Below are 16733 nucleotides of genomic sequence, written 5' to 3'. Positions count from 1 at the left end.
CGTGGAGCTGCGGCTGCTGGTCACCTTCGAGAAGGTCGCCGCTGTCCTCAGCTTCACCCGGGCCGCGGCCGAGCTGAGCTACGCCCAGTCCAGCGTCACCGGCCAGATCCGCGCCCTGGAGGACTCGCTCGGCGTGGAGCTGTTCGACCGGCTCGGCAGCCGTATCCGGCTGACGGAGGCCGGGGAGCGGCTGCTGCCCTACGCCCGGCAGATCATCGAGCTGGGCGAGGAGGCGCGGGCGGCCGTCGCCGGGACCGAGGAGCCCTCCGGCACCCTCGCCGTCGGCACCATGGAGTCGCTGACCTCGTACCGGTTGCCGCCGCTGCTGGAGCTGTTCCACCACCGCTATCCGAAGGTACGGCTGTCCCTGCGCACGACCCTCGGTGACGAGACCCGGCAGGCGCTGCGGCAGGGCACCTACGACGTGGGCTTCCTGATGGAGGCGGAGACCGAGCACCCGGGCCTGGACAGCGAGGTGCTGGCGGTGGAACCGCTGGCGCTGGTGGCGGCGCCGGAACACGCGCTCAGAGGACGGGAGTTGACGTCCGCCGACCTGCTCGGCCAGTCCCTCCTGGCCACCGAACCCGGCTGTGCCTACCGGGACTTGTTCGAGCGGGAGCTCAACTCCCGGGGCGGACCGGTCGACTTCATGGAGTTCGGCACGATCGAGGCCACCAAACGCGCGGCGGCGGCCGGTCTCGGCATCGCGCTGCTGCCGGAGATCACGGTCGCCGCCGAACTCGCGGAGGGCTCTCTCGTACGACTGGACTGGGAGCCGCCGTTCACGCTCCGGACGCAGCTCGCGTGGCGGGCCGGGAAGCGGCTGCCGGCGCATGCCCGGCTGTTCGCGGAGCAGGCGCGGAAGCTGGTGTCCGAGCAAGGGTGACCTTGAGGCTCGCGAGGACGATCAGCGGGACGCCCAGCGCCTGGACGAGGCCGATGTGGTGGCCGTACACCGCCCAGTCCATGCCCATCGCGACGGCCGGGTAGACGAAGGCCAGGACGGCGATCTTCGACAGCGGCAGCTGGGCGTAGGCGGCGTACATCAGGACGTACATCAGCCCGGTGTGGATGAACCCGAGCCCGGCCAGCCAGCCCCAGTCGCCCGCGCTCGCGCCGCTCATCGCGCCGAAGTCGGCGAAGGGAAGCAACAAGGGGATGCCGACGAGGACTTGGACGAGCGCGATGAGGTGCGGGCGGACTCCGGTGATCCGCTTGGTGACGAGGGTGGACAGACCGTAGAGGAGCGCGGCGAGCAACGCCTGTCCGACGCCGAGGAGATACGTCCCGCCGCCGGTGAAGTCGCCGGGTGTGACGCCCGAGACGAGGATCAGGCCCGCGAAGGCCAGCGCGATCCAGCCCGCCTTCGCCGCCGTCAGCCGCTCGCGGAACAGGAGGGCGCCCAGCAGCACGACGTAGAACGGCTGGGTGTGGTAGACGACCGTGGCCACGGAGATCGAGGTGTTCTCGTACGACTCGAAGAGGAACACCCAGTTGAAGACGATGAACACCCCGCCCAGGACGGCGAGTCCGAGGGTGCGGGGGGTGAAGCCGTGGTCGCGGAGCCAGCCGCGGGCCACCACGTACCCGCCCAGCGCGAGGGCACCGAAGACCACGCGGAAGAAGACGACGTCGAAGGGGGAGGCACCCGACTCGACGACGAAGACGCCGAGGGTGCCGGAGAGGATCATGGCGGTCGTGAGCTGGGCGATGCCCTTGCGGTCGGAGGTCATGTCCCTGACGGTAGGAGCGGGCATCGGTGCAGGTCCACGCGCCAGTGGGGGGTCCTGCCGATGGGGCCATCGGCCCCGCCGATGCGTGCAGGTTGTACGCCGGTGAGGCTTCCGAAGCGGACAACGCGCCCCTGTCGGGCGGCCCGTCACGACCGGACACTTACCTCGCATGACGACAGCCACCACGGCCGGCACGGCCGCCCCCGCGTACGGCGACAAGGTCATCGCCGTCGAGACGGCCGGCTCGGAGCCGATCCCCGACGCCGAGCGCCACGGCAGCCCCCTGCAACTGCTGTGGACGTGGGCGTCCCCGAACATCGAGTTCGCCACCGTGTACATCGGGGTGATCTCGGTGCTGTTCTTCGGACTGAGCTTCTGGGCGGCGACGGCGGCGCTGCTCCTGGGGACGGCGCTCGGCGCCCTGACGCAAGGGGTGCTGTCGCTGGACGGTCCCCGCTTCGGCGTGCCGCAGATGGCGATCGGCCGGCTCGCGTTCGGCTATCGCGGCAACCTGCTGCCGTCGGGTGTGAACGCCCTGGTGGCCGGGGTCGGCTGGTTCGCGGTGAACAGTGTGAGCGCCGCTTTCGCGCTGAACACGCTGACGGGCCTGCGTCCGCTGCCGTCCCTGTTGATCGTGGTCGCCGCCGAGATCGTGATCGGCTTCATCGGCCACAACTTCGTGCACGCCTTCGAGAAGTACGCGTTCCCGGCGCTGGCGGTGATCTTCCTGCTGGCCGGGGTGTGGACCTTCAAGGAGGCCGGTGACCTGAGCGCCGGGGCGGGCGGCGGCATCGGCGGCTTCCTGCTGGCGTTCAGCACGGCGTGGGGGTACGCGGCGGGCTGGAACCCGGGCGCGTCGGACTACTCCCGCTATCTCCCGCGCACGGCGAGCCGGTGGCAGACGGTCGTCTGCCCGGCGGTGGGGCTGTTCGTGTCCATCGCGGTGGTCTCGGTGATCGGCGCGGCGTCGGCGACGATCGTGGCACCGCAGGGCGCGACCCCGACGGCGGCCTTCACGGGCCATCTGCCGGGCTGGCTCGGCAACTCGGTGCTCCTCGCGATCATCCTGGGCGCGGTGTCGGCGAACGCGCTCAACGTCTACTCCTCCGCCATGTCGATCACCTCGCTGGGCCTGAAGCTGCCCGCCTGGCTGGGGCGGAGCGCGATCGTCGTGCTGTGCGGGCTCGCCGGTACGGGGGCGGCGTGGGCGTCGCTCGCGGACGCCGGGCACGCCTACGAGGCGTTCCTGCTGGTGATCGCGTACTGGGTGGGGCCGTGGCTGGGCGTGGTGCTGGTGGAGCGGTGGGCGCGGTCGCGGACGCCGGTGGCGGAACTGGCGGGACGGCTGAGCGACCGCGGGTTCTCCAACTGGCCCGGTGTCACGGCCCTGTTGACCGGCATCGCGGTGTCCGTGCCGCTCTTCTCCAACCAGGAGAAGTACGTGGGGTGGGTGCCGGAGCGGTGGCCGTCCTTCGGGGACATCACCTGCCTGGTCGGGTTCGTGGTGAGCGCGGGACTGTACGCCGTCCTGCGGAAGGCCTCCAAGGCGCCTCAGCCCTCGACCGCGTAGGCCTGGTCGACGTACTCCACCTTGATGTACCGGGGGCCGAACTCCTTCTCGATGAGGGGTTCGGCCTTCTTCGGGTCGTCGACCCCGACATGCACGAACCCCCGCTCGTCGACCCCGACTTCACGCATCTGGAAGGTGCCGTCCCAGCGGGTCATGTCCTCGCTGATCCGCTCGGCGAGGGCGTCGAGGGTCCTGCGATCGACGTCGGCCGGGTGCAGCCGCAGCTTCACGCCCTTCTCGGCGGCGTCGCAGGCGGCCGTGTCGAAGTCGTGGGAGGGGATGCGCCAGACATCGGCGGCGCCCGCGTCCTCGTCGACACCCATGCCGGTGTAGACGTCGGCGTACCGGTCCGCGGCGAGCTTGTCGATGCGGGCGAGGGTGCGGTTGAGGGGGCTGTCGTCGGGGGCGTCGCCGTCCGCGGGGCTCGACCGGGTGCCGACGCACCAGTCCTCGGCGGGCGGCGACGGCGAGACGGTCGCCTCCACGTCGATGACCGCGTGCCCGGTCTCCGACTCGTCGACGTACAGGGCCGCCCCCACCACCACACCGGCGGTGGCCAGGGCCGCCAGGATCCAGCTGCGGTTCCTCATGCGACTGTGACGCGGGAGTGGGCGCAGGCGTTCACTCAGTCGCCCCGCAGCACCAGCTCCAGCAGCCCCGGGAACCGGGCGTCGAACTCCTCCCGCCGCAGCCGGTTGACCCGCCTGGGCCCCTCGTCGCGCTGCTCGACGAGCCCGGCCGCGCGCAGGACCGCGAAGTGGTGGCTCTTGGCCGCCTTGCCGACGGGCACGTCGAAGGTGCCGCAACTGCGCGACCAGTCCTCGGAGGCGGCCAACTCCCGCACCAGTTGCGCCCGTACGGGATCGGCGAGCGCGGCGAGCGCGGTCAGGACCGGGACGTCGTCCGGGTGGGTGTGCTCGGGGGCGGCCCGATGACTGGTTCCTGCCATGACGCCCATCCGCCTTCCGTATCCCCTTGCAGAGTGTTCGATGAAAACCATACAGTCATGAGTGTTCGCTTCTCATTGAACAGTCTGAGCGGTCCAGAACGGGGTGTGCGGCATGCGCGCGATCGAGTTCCAGGAGTACGGCGGTCCCGAGGTCCTCAAGGCCGTCGAGGCGGAGGTCCCCGAGCCCGGCCCCGGGCAGGTGAGCGTCGACGTGGCGTACGCCGGGATCAACTTCGCCGACCTCAAGGCACGGGACTCCGGCTACCGGGTGCCGCGGCTGCCCTTCGTGCCCGGCCTGGAGGTCTCCGGGCGGGTCCGGGCACTGGGCGAGGGCGTCACCGGCCTGACCGTGGGCCAGGAGGTCACCGCCCTGACCGAGGGCGGCGCCTACGCGGACGTGGCCGTCGCCGACGTGGCGACCGTCTTCCCGGTCCCGGCCGGCGTCGACCTGCGCACCGCCGCGACCCTGCCCACCGTGCTGCCGACGGCGTACGCCCTGGTCCACTCCGTGGGCCGGCTCCAGCCCGGCGAGAGCGTGCTCGTGCAGGGCGCGGCGGGCGGTGTCGGCACGGTGGTCGGCCAGTTGGCGAAGGCCGCCGGCGGCACGGTGTACGGCGTGGTGTCGAGCACCGCGAAGGCCGCTCACGCACGGGAGCACGGATACGACGAGGTCTTCGTCGGCGACTTCGAGAAGCCGGTGCGGGCGGCGACGGACGGCCGCGGTGTCGACCTCGTCCTGGACCCGGTCGGCGGCGACACCCTGCGCGCCGGCCTCGCCTCGCTCGCCGTCTTCGGACGCCTGGTCTCCTTCGGCAACGCGAGCGGGGCGGAGGCGTGGAGCGTGGGCCAGCCCGAGCTGTACCCGTACGGCATCACGGTCGGCGGCTTCTCCATCCTCACCCTCGCCCGGACCGCCCCGGACGAGCTGCGGGCGCTGGCCGAGCGGGCGTTCGCGAAGGTCGCCGACGGGACGGTCACCCTGCCCGTCACCGCCGAGTTCGACCTGACGGCGGCGGCGGAGGCGCACCGGCTGATGGGGACGCGGAGGAGCACGGGCAAGCTGCTGCTGACGGTCGGCGGCTGAGCGGTACGAGCCTGCCGCGGCGCCTCACCTGAACAGCCCTCGCGGGTGGTGACCTGCGGCGGCGCCCCGAAGGATCAGGGGCATGGGCGTCATCAAGGACCACCCGGAGCTGGCGCTGTTCCTGTGCCTGGCCGCGGGATACCTGGTCGGGAAGCTACGGGTCGGACCCATCACGCTGGGCGGGATCGCGGGGACGCTGATCGTCGCGCTGCTGCTGGGGGCCTGGACGAAGGCGGAAGTCGGCGACGACGTGAAGACGGTGTTCTTCGCGCTGTTCATCTTCTCCCTCGGCTACATGGCCGGGCCGCAGTTCTTCGCCAACCTCAACCGCAAGGGCCTCCGGTTCGGCGTGCTGTGCCTGATCGAGCTGGTGTGCGTCATCTCGATCGCGTACGGGCTGGCGAAGGCCTTCGATCTCGACGTCGGCACCGCCTCCGGCATCCTCGCGGGCGCCGCCACCGAGTCCGCGGTGGTCGGCACGGCGACCGAGGCGATCGGCAAGCTCGGCGGGCTGACGGCGGCGCAGATCGCCGAGTACCAGGGGAACGTGGCCACCGCCTACACGGTCTGCTACCTCTTCGGCCTGATCACGATCGTCCTCTACAGCAGCCAGATCATGCCGATGCTGCTGCGCATCAACCTGCGCGACGCGTCCCGCGAGCTGTGGCAGACGATGCGCGGCGGCAAGGGCGCGCTGGAGAACGACGAGCTGCCCGGACTGCCCGGCATGGTCGGCCGCACCTACCTGGTGACCCTGGCCGACGGCCTGCGGGTGGGCGAGCTGGAGTCCCTCGACGGCGGACTCGTCACCGTCGAGGCGGTCAAGCGGGGCAGCCGGGCGCTCACCGTCGCGCCCGAGCTGGAGCTGACGCTGTCCGACCTGGTCCTCGTCGTCGGCCGGCGCGCCGAGGTGATCGACGCGGGCCGGCACATCGGGCCCGAGACCCCGGGCATCCCGGGCGTGGAGAGCCCGCTGGCCACCAAGCAGGTCGCGGTCACCGAGAAGGCCACGGCCGGGCTGACCCTGGACGAGATGCGCGCGGAGCACCCCGAGTTCACCGCCTCCGGGGTGTACGTCACCGAGGTGGTCCGCAACGAGCAGCACATGCCGGCGTCCGGCGAGACCGTCCTGCAACGCGGCGACGTGCTCACCCTGGTCGGCGCCCGGTCGGGCCTGGACCGGCTGGTGAAGAAGATCGGCGCGGTGGTGAAGAACGACGCCGCCGACTTCATCTACATCGGCGCCGGCATCGTCGCCGGTTCGCTGCTCGGCCAGATCATCGTGCACGCCGGGGACGTGCCGCTGTCCCTCGGGACCGGCGGCGGCTGTCTGATCTCCGGGCTGCTCTTCGGCTGGTTCCGCTCGCTGCGGCAGACCTTCGGCGCCTTCCCCACCCAGGCCGCGAGCACCCTGAAGGACATGGGCCTGGCCGTCTTCATCGCCTGCACCGGCCTGACCTCCGGCCCGCAGGCGTGGCCGCTGCTGAAGGAGTACGGCGCCCTGCTGCCGTTCGCCGGCATCGCCATGGTGCTGATCCCGGCGACGATCTCGCTGGTCGTCGGCCTGAAGCTGCTGAAGATCGAGAAGCCGCTGCTGATCGGTGCGATCGCCGGGCAGCAGTGCTCGACCCCGGCCATCACCGCGATCAGCCAGGTCGCCCAGTCCACCGTGCCGCTGCTCGGCTACACGATCACGTACACCCTCTCCAACTTCCTGCTGCCGCTGACCGGGCCGATCCTCGTCGGCATCCTCGGCGCCTGACGCCTGACGTCTCCACGAGGGGATTCACCCGTGATCGACTTCCTCAACCGGAACATCTTCCACCCACATCCCGAGCTCCTGGTCTTCATCACCGTCGCCATCGGCTTCCTGGTCGGGAAGATCCGCTACCGGGCGATCGCGCTGGGCGCCGTCACCGGCTGCCTGGTGGTGGGGCTGTTCCTCGGGGCGCAGTTCGAGGTCGAGATCGACGACACGGTGAAGAGCCTGTTCTTCATCATGTTCCTGTTCGCCCTCGGCTACCGGGTCGGCCCGCAGTTCTTCCGCGGACTGAAGAAGGACGGCCTGCCGCAGGTCGTCAACGCGATCGTGGTGTGCGTGACGGGCCTGCTGGTGTGCTGGGGCTTCGCCGCCATGCTCGGCTACGGCCCCGGCCTGTCCGCCGGGCTGCTCGGCGGGGCGCTCACCCAGTCCGCCGTCATCGGTGTCGCCCAGGACGCCATCGGCTCGCTGCCCGGCTACACCTCGGCCCAGCTGAAGACCGAGGAGAACCTGGTGCCGATCGCGTACGCGGTGACGTACCCGCTCGGCACCATCCTGTGCGCGCTGCTGCTGGCCGGCCTGCTGCCCCGGCTCTACCGCAGGGACCTGGCCGCCGAGAGCGCCGCCCTCGCCAAGGAGCTGGACGCGCCGGACGAGAACCCCGACCTGGGCGAGGGCTACTACGAGGTCGTGCTGCGCGCCTACACCGTGCAGCGGCCCGACCTGGTCGGCCGGACCATCGACGACTTCGAGAACCAGCAGAAGGAACTGGGCCGCCGCGTCTACCTCACCCAGGTCCGCCGCGCCGGCACGATCCTCGACCACGACCAGCGGACCAGCCTGCGCGAGGGCGACGTGGTCGCCGTGTCGGCGCTGCGGCACGACCTCGTCGACTTCGACGCACGCACCCACATCGGGGCCGAGGCCGACGACGTCGAACTCCTCGGCTACCAGACGGAGTCCATGCACGTCGTCGTCTCCGAGAAGGCCCACCTGGGCAAGACGATCGGGGAGCTGCGGCGCGAGCCGTTCATGGTCGGGGTGTACATCGACAAGCTGTACCGCTCCGGCTCGGAGTTCCCCTACCGGCTGTCCACGAAGGTGGAACGCGGCGACACGCTCCTCCTCTCCGGCCCCAAGCGCCTGGTCGACCCGGCGGCCCACGAGATCGGCAAACCGGTCCCGACCAGCTTCGCCACCGACATGACCTGGGTGGGCGTCGGCATCTTCCTCGGCGGCTGCATCGGCATCCCGGCGCTGACCGTCTCGGGCGTCCCGATCAGCCTGTCCACCTCCGGCGGCGCCCTGATCATGGGCCTCGTCTTCGGCTGGATCCGCGGCAAGTACCCGACGTACGGCAATGTCCCGCCCGGCGCCCAGTGGTTCATGGACACGCTCGGGCTGTGCCTGTTCGTGGCCGTCGTCGGCATCAACGCGGGGCCCGGCTTCACCTCCGGTCTCTCCCAGGCGGGCTGGGGCCTGCTGCTGTGGGGGGCGGTCGCCACCGTCGTACCGCTGATCGTCGGCTTCCTGGTCGGCCATCACCTCCAGAAGATCCGCTTCCCGATCCTGATGGGCGTCCTGGCCGGCGGCCAGACCACCACGGCCGCGATCGGGGCGATCAACGAGTCCTCCAAGTCCCAGATCCCGACGCTCGGTTACACCATTCCGTACGCCGTCGGAAACGTGCTCCTGACCATCTGGGGCGCCGTCATCGTCCTCATCCACCATTAGGAGCCCGGCCATGCCCAAGACGACCTTCTCCCGCGAGGAGATCCGGTCCCTCGCCCAGCTGTCCCCCTTCGAGCTCAAGGACAGGTTCATCCAGCTGGCCAAAGCCGTGCAGGAGGACAAGCCCGGCCAGAAGGACAAGTCGTCCGTCCAGATGCTCAACGCGGGCCGCGGCAACCCCAACTGGGTGGCGACCGGCCCCCGCGAGGCGTTCTACGCGCTCGGCTACTTCGCCCTCGCGGAGTCGAGACGCGTGTGGACGGCCGACAACCTCGGCGGCATGCCCGAACGCCAGGGCGCCGGCGACCGCTTCGACCTCTTCGTGCGCCGGCACCCGGACCTGCCCGGCATCCAGCTGCTGGAGAAGTGCGTGGCGTACGCCCTGGAGCGCTTCGGCTTCGACAAGGACGCCTTCGTCCACGAGCTGACCGACTCCATCACCGGCGACAACTACCCGGTGCCGGACCGCATGCTGACGCACGCGGAGCAGGTCGTCCGCGCCTACGTCGCCGACGAGATGTACGACAAGCGGCCCCCGGCGGACAACCCGCTCAGCCTGTTCGCCACCGAGGGCGGCACGGCGGCCATGTGCTACGTCTTCGACTCCCTGATGAAGAACGGGCTGTTGAAGAAGGGCGACCGCATCGCGCTGATGGTCCCCGTCTTCACGCCGTACATCGAGATCCCCGAACTCGACACGTACGAGTTCGACGTCGTCCACGTCAACGCCGGCCTCTTCACCGAGGTCGGGGTCCGCGAGTGGCGCTATCCGGCGGAGGAGGTCGCCAAGCTGGCGGACCCCTCGGTCAAGCTGGTCTGCCTGGTCAACCCGTCCAACCCGCCGTCCCTGGCACTCAGCGAACGCGTCACGCAGCAGATCAAGGACATCGTCGCGACGGAGAACCCGAACCTGCTGATCGTGACGGACGACGTGTACGGCACCTTCGTCGAGAACTTCCGCTCCATCGCCGCCGAACTCCCCCGCAACACGCTCCTCGTGTACTCCTTCTCCAAGCACTACGGCGCCACCGGCTGGCGGCTCGGCGTCATCGGACTGCACGACGACAACGTCATCGACGAGATGATCGCCGCGCTGCCGCAGCCGGAGAAGGACCGGCTGAGCAAGCGCTACGGCACGCTGACCCTGGAGCCCGAGAAGATCAGGTTCATCGACCGGCTGGTGGCCGACTCCCGCCAGGTCGCCCTGAACCACACCGCCGGTCTCTCCCTGCCCCAGCAGGTCATGATGGTGCTCTTCGCCCTCTTCGACCTGCTGGACGAGGGGCAGGCGTACAAGCACAAGGTCCGCGCGATCGTCCAGCAGCGCCTCGACCTGCTGCTGGAGGGCGCGCAGATGAAGATCGCCGACGACCCGCAGCGGGCCGGCTACTACGTCGAGCTCGACCTGCTCGCCGAGGCCGAACGCGTCCACGGGCAGGACTTCGCGACCTACCTCCGGAAGAACTACGAGCCGGTCGACCCGCTGTTCCGCCTCGCCGAGCAGACCCATGTGGTGCTGCTCAACGGCGGCGGCTTCGACGGCCCCGAGTGGTCGGTCCGGGTCTCCCTCGCCAACCTCGACGACCTCGACTACCTCAAGATCGGCCACCATCTCCGGCGGATCTTCGACGACTACGCGGCCGAGTGGCAGGCGGCTCAGCGCGCGTAGGAGCCGAGGCCGACCAGGCAGTACACGTACTCGTTGATCGCCGCGCCGTTGAGGGTGTAGCGGTACGAGAAGGCGTACTCCGTGCGCGGGTTGGCGTTGCACCGGCTCATGTCGGAACTGAAGGGGATCGTCTGGATCACCTGGTAGTGCGCGTCCGACGCCGAGCAGTCGACCTCCTCGACGTCGTCGACCTCCTGCGCGGTGGTGGAGTCGGGGAGCGTGCCGTTGAGACAGGTGCCGGAGGTGTAGGGGTCGGGGGTCTCGGCCTCCGTCTCCTCGGCATACGGGTCCTCGGTGCCGTAGTCGTAGGGGTCTTCCGAGTACGGGTCCTCGGTGTACGGCTCGTAGGTGCCCGAGTACGAGTACGACGGCGAGCTGTACCCGCTGTACGAGCTGTACGGCGAGGCGTCGTCCGCGCTGTCGTCGCCTCCCCCGTTGGCGACGACAGCCACGAACACCACCAGCGCCGCGACCGCGAGAACCCCTGTCCACTTCGCCCCGCCGCTGCCGCCCGACGCGCCCGCGGTGACCCGGACGCGCAGCAGCACCTGCTGCTCGCCGACCCACAGCCGTACGAGGTCGCCGTCCCGCGCGGGCGGGATGCGGACCCGGACGGCACCCGTGGGCAGCGGCACGGTGACGACGGCGCCGGCAGCGGCCTGCTGCGGCGTCAGCGATATGGAGATCTCCTGTTGCGACACAGGACGAGTGTGGACGACCGCGCGGCGGAATTGGAGATCTTTTCTAGAAATTCACTTCAGAAAGACGCTTGTTCTACTCTGGCCGCGATGAGCCCCAAGCAACAACGCGGCGAGGCCACCGTCGAGCTGCTCCTGGACGCCGCGCTGCGCGTGTACGCGGAGTCGGGCGAGCAGGGCCTGACCGTCACCGCGATCACCAGGACCAGTGGCGTCAGCCTCGGCAGCCTCTACCACCACTTCGGCAGCCTCAACGGGCTGACCGACGCACTGATGCACCGCTGGCTGGGCCGGCTGCTGGGCGAGCTGGCGACGGCGTTGCAGCAGACCCGTACCGCCCGCTCGGGTGTCCGGGCGCTCGTGCGGTCGTATCTGGCGTTCGTCCGGGAGCACCACGACGCGGCCCTGCTGCTGCACTCCCCGCTCGCCGACCGGCGCGGCATGGCGCACGGCAAGGAGCTGCGCGACGCCCAGGAGGCGCGGCTGTCGCCCTTCGCGCTGTGGATCGAGCCGCGGGTGGCGTCGGGGGAGCTGGCCCCGCTGCCGGTGCCGGTGATCGAGTCGCTGGTGCTGGGGCCGGTGGTGGCGGTGGCCCGGCGCTGGCTGTCCGGCTTCGACGACGTGGATCTGGACGAGGCGGCGCGGATCTTGCCGGAACGTATCTGGAGGTCGGTGGCCGGAGAGTGACGCCGGCGACTGGAGCGTGACGGGCGCCACCTCCGGGAAATCTATTCGAAGGTTTGCATGACCATGCATCTCCATGCATAATCTTCCTATGTCCAAGGTCCTCACCTCCCTCCCCGTCGGCGAGCGCGTCGGCATCGCCTTCTCGGGCGGCCTCGACACCTCCGTCGCGGTCGCGTGGATGCGCGACAAGGGCAGCGTCCCCTGCACCTACACCGCCGACATCGGCCAGTACGACGAGCCCGACATCGCCTCGGTGCCCGGCCGCGCCAAGGCGTACGGCGCCGAGGTCGCGCGCCTGGTCGACTGCCGCGCCGCGCTGGTCGAGGAGGGCCTGGCCGCGCTGACGTGCGGCGCGTTCCACATCCGCTCCGGCGGGCGGGCGTACTTCAACACCACCCCGCTCGGCCGTGCCGTCACCGGCACGCTGCTGGTCCGGGCGATGCTGGAGGACGACGTCCAGATCTGGGGCGACGGCTCGACCTTCAAGGGCAACGACATCGAGCGGTTCTACCGCTACGGCCTGCTCGCCAACCCGCACCTCAGGATCTACAAGCCCTGGCTGGACGCGGACTTCGTGACGGAGCTCGGCGGCCGCAAGGAGATGTCCGAGTGGCTGGTCGCCCACGGCCTGCCCTACCGGGACTCGACCGAAAAGGCGTACTCCACCGACGCCAACATCTGGGGCGCCACGCACGAGGCGAAGACCCTGGAGCACCTGAACACCGGTCTGGAGACCGTCGACCCCATCATGGGCGTCAAGTTCTGGGACCCGTCGGTCGAGATCGCCACCGAGGACGTGACCATCGGCTTCGAGCAGGGCCGCCCGGTCACGATCAACGGCAAGGAGTTCGCCACCGCGGTCGACCTCGTCATGGAGGCCAACGCCATCGGCGGCCGGCACGGCCTGGGCATGTCCGACCAGATCGAGAACCGGATCATCGAGGCCAAGAGCCGCGGCATCTACGAGGCGCCCGGCATGGCCCTCCTCCACGCCGCGTACGAGCGCCTGGTCAACGCCGTCCACAACGAGGACACCCTCGCCCAGTACCACATCGAGGGCCGCCGCCTCGGCCGCCTGATGTACGAGGGCCGCTGGCTGGACCCGCAGGCGCTGATGATCCGCGAGTCGCTCCAGCGCTGGGTCGGCGCGGCGATCACCGGCGAGGTCACCCTGCGGCTGCGCCGCGGCGAGGACTACTCGATCCTCGACACGACCGGCCCGGCGTTCTCGTACCACCCGGACAAGCTCTCCATGGAGCGCACCGAGGACTCGGCCTTCGGCCCCGTCGACCGCATCGGCCAGCTGACCATGCGCAACCTCGACATCGCCGACTCCCGCGCCAAGCTGGAGCAGTACGTCGGCCTCGGCCTGATCGGCACCGGCAGCCCCACCATCGGCGCCTCCCAGGCCGCCGCGACGGGCCTGATCGGCACCATGCCGGAGCTGCCCGAGGGCGGCGCCGAGGCGATCGCCTCCCGCGGCGAGGTCTCCGAGGACGAGGCCCTGCTGGACCGCGCGGCGATGGAGTCCGGCACGGACTGACCGCCGTACAGAGCGTGTCGAAGGCCGGCCCCGGTCACCGGGGCCGGCCTTCGGGCGTCCGGACACCCCGTGGGCTTACGCTCCCTTCAACGGCCCCAGCGCCGTCACCCTGCGCTGAACCACGGCCACCGGCCGCTCCCCCGCCTTGCCCTGGACCACCCGATGCGCACAGGCGGCGGCCAGCAGCTCCCCCAGCAGATCCGGGTCGCCGATCTCCAGCCCCAGCAGGGACTCGATCCGCTCCAGGCGCTGGTAGAGGGACTGGCGGCCGATGTGCAGCAGGGCGGCGGTGCGAGTGGGCGAGCAGCCGTTGCGCAGATGGACCTCCAGCGTCCGCACCAGGTCGCTCGCATGGACCGCCTCCCACTCCAGCAACGGGCCCAGGGCGTGCTGGACCATCCCGGCGAGGCGTTCCCGGTTGGCGTCCACGCCGCCCCGCGTCAGCTCCCGCTCCAGGGCGAGGGCCCGCGAGGAGGTCACCAACGGACCGTCGGGAGCGGACGGTTCGGCGGCCGGCACGGTCAGGGCCAGCTCCAGCGTCGTACGGGCCGCCCGCAGCGTGTCGCTCCAGCGCAGCCAGCCGCTCCCGGCGGCGACCGCGTGCCCGACGGCAACGGTGGCCCCCGGTTCGGCGGCGGCGCGGAAGGCGTCCTGCACGGCCCGCACCGGGTCGCCGGACCGGGTTCCGGGCAGAGCGAGCAGCGCCAGCAGGTCCCCCGGGAACACCGCGCGCACCACCCCCGCCCCGCCCAGCTGCCGTACCGCCCGGTCCACCACCCCCGGCTCCCGTACGCCGTGCACGGACACCCCGAGCAGCCGCGCCCCGGGGCCGGGGTGGAAGCCCGCGAGCGCCGCCCGCGCCTCCACCTCGGGCTGGTTCAGCGCCGCCCGGTCGGCGAGGTCGGCGAGCAGCGCGGCGGTGTGGTCGCCGCCCCACGGCCGTACGACGGTGCGCCCCGACAGGCCCCGGGTCACGATCGCCCGGTTGGCGGCCTCGGTGATCCGCACGAAGGGCACGACCCGGCGCAGCGCCAGCAGCGGCAGGCCGAGCCTGCGGGCCTCGTCGGTCACCTCGGCGGGCATGGCCGGCAGCGACCGCCCGACCTCCACCGCGAGGCCGGCCGCGTCCCGGGCGGCCAGCTCCCGGACGTACCGCCGGCGCGCCTCCTCGTCGCCGGACTGGGCGAGCCCGAACCCGTTGGTGAGGAGCAGCTCGCCGCCGTCGAGGAAGTTGGCGCCCTCGTAGACCTCGCTGGAGTGGACCCAGCGCACGGGCCGGTCCAGTGCCTCGGCTCCCGCGAGCAGCTCGGGCCCGGCGGCACGGACGGGGTCGAGGGCCAGGATCTCGCGGAGGGTGAGTGCGGGCATGCGCGCCTCCCGGCAGTGGTCCGGCTGTGGGCCGCCCGACAGTTCGTCCGGCCGCGGGCTGCCCGGAGAGTACTTTCCGCACGTTGCCCTCGTGTTTCCGCCGCAGCAGAGTGAGGGCATGGATCTTTTCCGCACGTGGCTGGCGACAGCCGTGTCCGAGGCCCGCGCCGGCCTCGCCGAGGGCGGCATCCCGATCGGCGCCGCGCTCTACGGCGCCGACGGCACCCTCCTCGGCCGCGGCCACAACCGGCGCGTCCAGGACGACGACCCCTCGATGCACGCGGAGACGGCGGCGTTCCGCGCGGCGGGCCGGCAGCGCACGTACCGGGGCACGACGATGGTCACGACTCTCTCCCCCTGCTGGTACTGCTCCGGTCTGGTCCGCCAGTTCGGCATCGCGCGGGTGGTGGTCGGCGAGGCGGCCACCTTCCACGGCGGGCACGACTGGCTGGCGGAGCACGGCGTGGAGATCGTGCTCCTCGACGATCCCGAGTGCGTCGCGATGATGCGCGACTTCATCGAGAAGAACCCGGCTCTGTGGAATGAGGACATCGGTGAGTGAGCCCCGTATCCCGACCGTCGACCTGAAGCCCTGGGTGGACGGCGACCCCGAGACCCGGGCCGCCATCGCCCGGACCGTCGACGAGGCCCTGCAGACCGCCGGGTTCCTGCTGGTCACCGGACACGGCGTGGACCCCGCCCTGCGCACCCGCATCCGCGAGGCGGCACGGTCCTTCTTCCGGCTTCCGGTCGACGTCAAGCAGGCGTACGAGGTGAAGGTGGGCGGGCGCGGCTGGCTCGGCCCGGGCGCGGAGGCCAACGGCTACTCGGAGGGCACCGAGACCCCGCCGGACCTGAAGGAGTCCCTCACCTTCGCGACCCACGAGCCCTTCGAGGACCCGGTGGTCAACGCGGAGTGGTACGCGCCGAACGTGTGGCCCGAGGAGGTGCCGGAGCTGCGGACACTGTGCGAGGAATACCTGGGGAAGATGGCCGAGCTGGAGAAGGACCTGCTCTCGCTGCTCGGTGAGGCCCTCGGCCTGGAGCCCGACTTCTTCTCCCGCCACATGGACCACCCGACGTACGGCTTCAACATCAACTGGTACCCGGGGACCGAGGTCATCGGTGAGCCGGAGCCCGGGCAGTTCCGGATCGGCCCGCACACCGACTTCGGCACGGTGACGATCCTCGACCGGCAGGCGGGGAAGGGCGGGTTGCAGGTGTGGACGGACGCCGGTGGCTGGGAGGACGCGCCCTTCGACCCGGACGCCTTCACCATCAACATCGGTGATCTGATGGCCCGTTGGACGGGCGACCGCTGGCGCTCGGGCCGCCACCGCGTCCTCCCGCCGCCCGCCGACGCGCCCGCCGAGGAGCTGATGTCCCTGGTCTACTTCGGCGAGTGCACGCCGGGGACGCGGGTGGAGTCGGTGCCGGCGCCGATCGGGCGGGTGGCGTACGAGCCGGTGGACTCGCATGTGTATCTGCGGGCCCAGCTGGACTCGATCACGGTCGGCTGAGGACGTCGACGAGCCGCTCGAAGCGTCCCCGCCAGAGCGGCTCGCTCGCGGCATCCCCCTGGAACTCGTGCGTGAACCGCAGCGCGCTGCCGTCGTCCCCGTCCCGCTCCAGATGGAACCTGATCCGCCCGCCGTCCTGCACCGTGTACTCGGCGACCCGGTCCACGTCCCACGCGGTGACCTGCCCGGCCCCCAGCCCACCCAGGGTGACGGCGCCACCGAGCCGGGGTTCGAGGACCTCTACGGCGGTGCACCAGGCGGCGAGCCCCTCGGCCGTGGCGAGCGCCGGCCACACCTCTTCCATGGGCCTCGGGAGCCGCACCAGGAAGTGGAGCATGCGCGTGTTCCCGTGGGTCTGGCCGGTGCCCTGCTCGACGGATCCGCTCATGACACCAGCGTGCCCCTCGGCCGGGGAGGAC

Annotated in this window: 16 protein-coding genes; 10 read left to right on the top strand and 6 right to left on the bottom strand. The window is 71.0% G+C overall.

Annotation, left to right across the window (positions count from 1 at the left end; all coding sequences use genetic code 11):
• The first annotated feature begins 1 nt into the window (after position 1).
• A complete protein-coding gene (locus DI272_RS26945) occupies positions 2–886 on the top strand; it encodes a LysR family transcriptional regulator (protein ID WP_109497830.1) in 885 nt (294 codons plus the stop codon).
• On the opposite strand, the gene DI272_RS26940 is transcribed toward DI272_RS26945, so the two are convergent.
• On the bottom strand, positions 783–1733 hold the full coding sequence (locus tag DI272_RS26940) for a DMT family transporter (protein WP_109497829.1): 951 nt from the start codon (positions 1731–1733) through the stop codon (positions 783–785). The genes DI272_RS26945 and DI272_RS26940 overlap by 104 nt on opposite strands.
• 169 nt (positions 1734–1902) lie before the next feature.
• Here DI272_RS26940 and DI272_RS26935 point away from each other — a divergent pair, with 169 nt between their 5' ends.
• Positions 1903–3303: a cytosine permease gene (locus DI272_RS26935; RefSeq protein ID WP_109497828.1), complete on the top strand. Its 1401-nt coding sequence runs from the start codon at positions 1903–1905 to the stop codon at positions 3301–3303.
• Here DI272_RS26935 and DI272_RS44640 read toward each other — a convergent pair.
• On the bottom strand, positions 3285–3893 hold the full coding sequence (locus DI272_RS44640) for a hypothetical protein (RefSeq protein WP_258314688.1): 609 nt from the start codon (positions 3891–3893) through the stop codon (positions 3285–3287). The two genes, DI272_RS26935 and DI272_RS44640, sit on opposite strands and share 19 nt — an antisense overlap.
• Positions 3894–3928: 35 nt before the next feature.
• A complete protein-coding gene (locus DI272_RS26925) occupies positions 3929–4252 on the bottom strand; it encodes a helix-turn-helix transcriptional regulator (RefSeq protein ID WP_109501057.1) in 324 nt (107 codons plus the stop codon).
• Between the two features lie 112 nt (positions 4253–4364).
• Between DI272_RS26925 and DI272_RS26920 the strand changes: the two genes are divergently transcribed.
• The 4 genes from DI272_RS26920 (at position 4365) to DI272_RS26905 (ending at position 10498) form a co-directional block, all read left to right on the top strand.
• Positions 4365–5336 carry a zinc-binding dehydrogenase gene (locus DI272_RS26920; RefSeq protein ID WP_109497827.1) on the top strand — a complete coding sequence of 324 codons (972 nt, stop codon included), beginning with the start codon at positions 4365–4367 and terminating at the stop codon, positions 5334–5336.
• 82 nt (positions 5337–5418) lie between these two features.
• Positions 5419–7098, top strand: coding sequence for an aspartate-alanine antiporter (gene aspT, locus DI272_RS26915; RefSeq protein ID WP_109497826.1), 1680 nt, complete (start codon positions 5419–5421; stop codon positions 7096–7098).
• 30 nt (positions 7099–7128) lie between these two features.
• Positions 7129–8832 (top strand): aspartate-alanine antiporter, encoded by a 1704-nt coding sequence (aspT, locus tag DI272_RS26910; RefSeq protein WP_109497825.1) that lies wholly within the window; start codon positions 7129–7131, stop codon positions 8830–8832.
• Positions 8833–8842: 10 nt separating this feature from the next.
• Positions 8843–10498: a bifunctional aspartate transaminase/aspartate 4-decarboxylase gene (locus DI272_RS26905; RefSeq protein ID WP_109497824.1), complete on the top strand. Its 1656-nt coding sequence runs from the start codon at positions 8843–8845 to the stop codon at positions 10496–10498.
• Here DI272_RS26905 and DI272_RS26900 read toward each other — a convergent pair.
• On the bottom strand, positions 10486–11199 hold the full coding sequence (locus DI272_RS26900) for a hypothetical protein (RefSeq protein ID WP_109497823.1): 714 nt from the start codon (positions 11197–11199) through the stop codon (positions 10486–10488). The two genes, DI272_RS26905 and DI272_RS26900, sit on opposite strands and share 13 nt — an antisense overlap.
• Positions 11200–11286: 87 nt before the next feature.
• Between DI272_RS26900 and DI272_RS26895 the strand changes: the two genes are divergently transcribed.
• Both DI272_RS26895 and argG read left to right on the top strand, forming a co-directional pair.
• Positions 11287–11883 carry a TetR/AcrR family transcriptional regulator gene (locus DI272_RS26895; RefSeq protein ID WP_109497822.1) on the top strand — a complete coding sequence of 199 codons (597 nt, stop codon included), beginning with the start codon at positions 11287–11289 and terminating at the stop codon, positions 11881–11883.
• Positions 11884–11971: 88 nt separating this feature from the next.
• On the top strand, positions 11972–13426 hold the full coding sequence (gene argG / locus DI272_RS26890) for an argininosuccinate synthase (protein ID WP_109497821.1): 1455 nt from the start codon (positions 11972–11974) through the stop codon (positions 13424–13426).
• Positions 13427–13501: 75 nt separating this feature from the next.
• Here the strand turns inward: argG and DI272_RS26885 are convergent, their stop codons facing one another.
• Positions 13502–14794, bottom strand: coding sequence for a PucR family transcriptional regulator (locus tag DI272_RS26885; protein WP_109497820.1), 1293 nt, complete (start codon positions 14792–14794; stop codon positions 13502–13504).
• A 118-nt stretch (positions 14795–14912) separates the two neighbouring features.
• On the opposite strand from DI272_RS26885, the gene DI272_RS26880 reads away from it, so the two are divergent.
• Together DI272_RS26880 and DI272_RS26875 are read left to right on the top strand one after the other, a co-directional pair.
• Positions 14913–15356 carry a nucleoside deaminase gene (locus tag DI272_RS26880; protein WP_109497819.1) on the top strand — a complete coding sequence of 148 codons (444 nt, stop codon included), beginning with the start codon at positions 14913–14915 and terminating at the stop codon, positions 15354–15356.
• A complete protein-coding gene (locus DI272_RS26875; RefSeq protein ID WP_109497818.1) occupies positions 15337–16314 on the top strand; it encodes an isopenicillin N synthase family oxygenase in 978 nt (325 codons plus the stop codon). The genes DI272_RS26880 and DI272_RS26875 overlap by 20 nt, the downstream gene beginning before the upstream one ends.
• Here the strand turns inward: DI272_RS26875 and DI272_RS26870 are convergent.
• Positions 16301–16702 (bottom strand): SRPBCC family protein, encoded by a 402-nt coding sequence (locus DI272_RS26870; RefSeq protein ID WP_109497817.1) that lies wholly within the window; start codon positions 16700–16702, stop codon positions 16301–16303. The genes DI272_RS26875 and DI272_RS26870 overlap by 14 nt on opposite strands.
• Between the last annotated feature and the right edge of the window lie 31 nt (positions 16703–16733).

The sequence above is a fragment of the Streptomyces sp. Act143 genome (genome assembly GCF_003143935.1).
GTDB lineage: Bacteria > Actinomycetota > Actinomycetes > Streptomycetales > Streptomycetaceae > Streptomyces.
The sequence above is the reverse complement of the archived record's forward strand: the minus strand, read 5'-3'. Positions and strand labels throughout refer to the sequence as shown.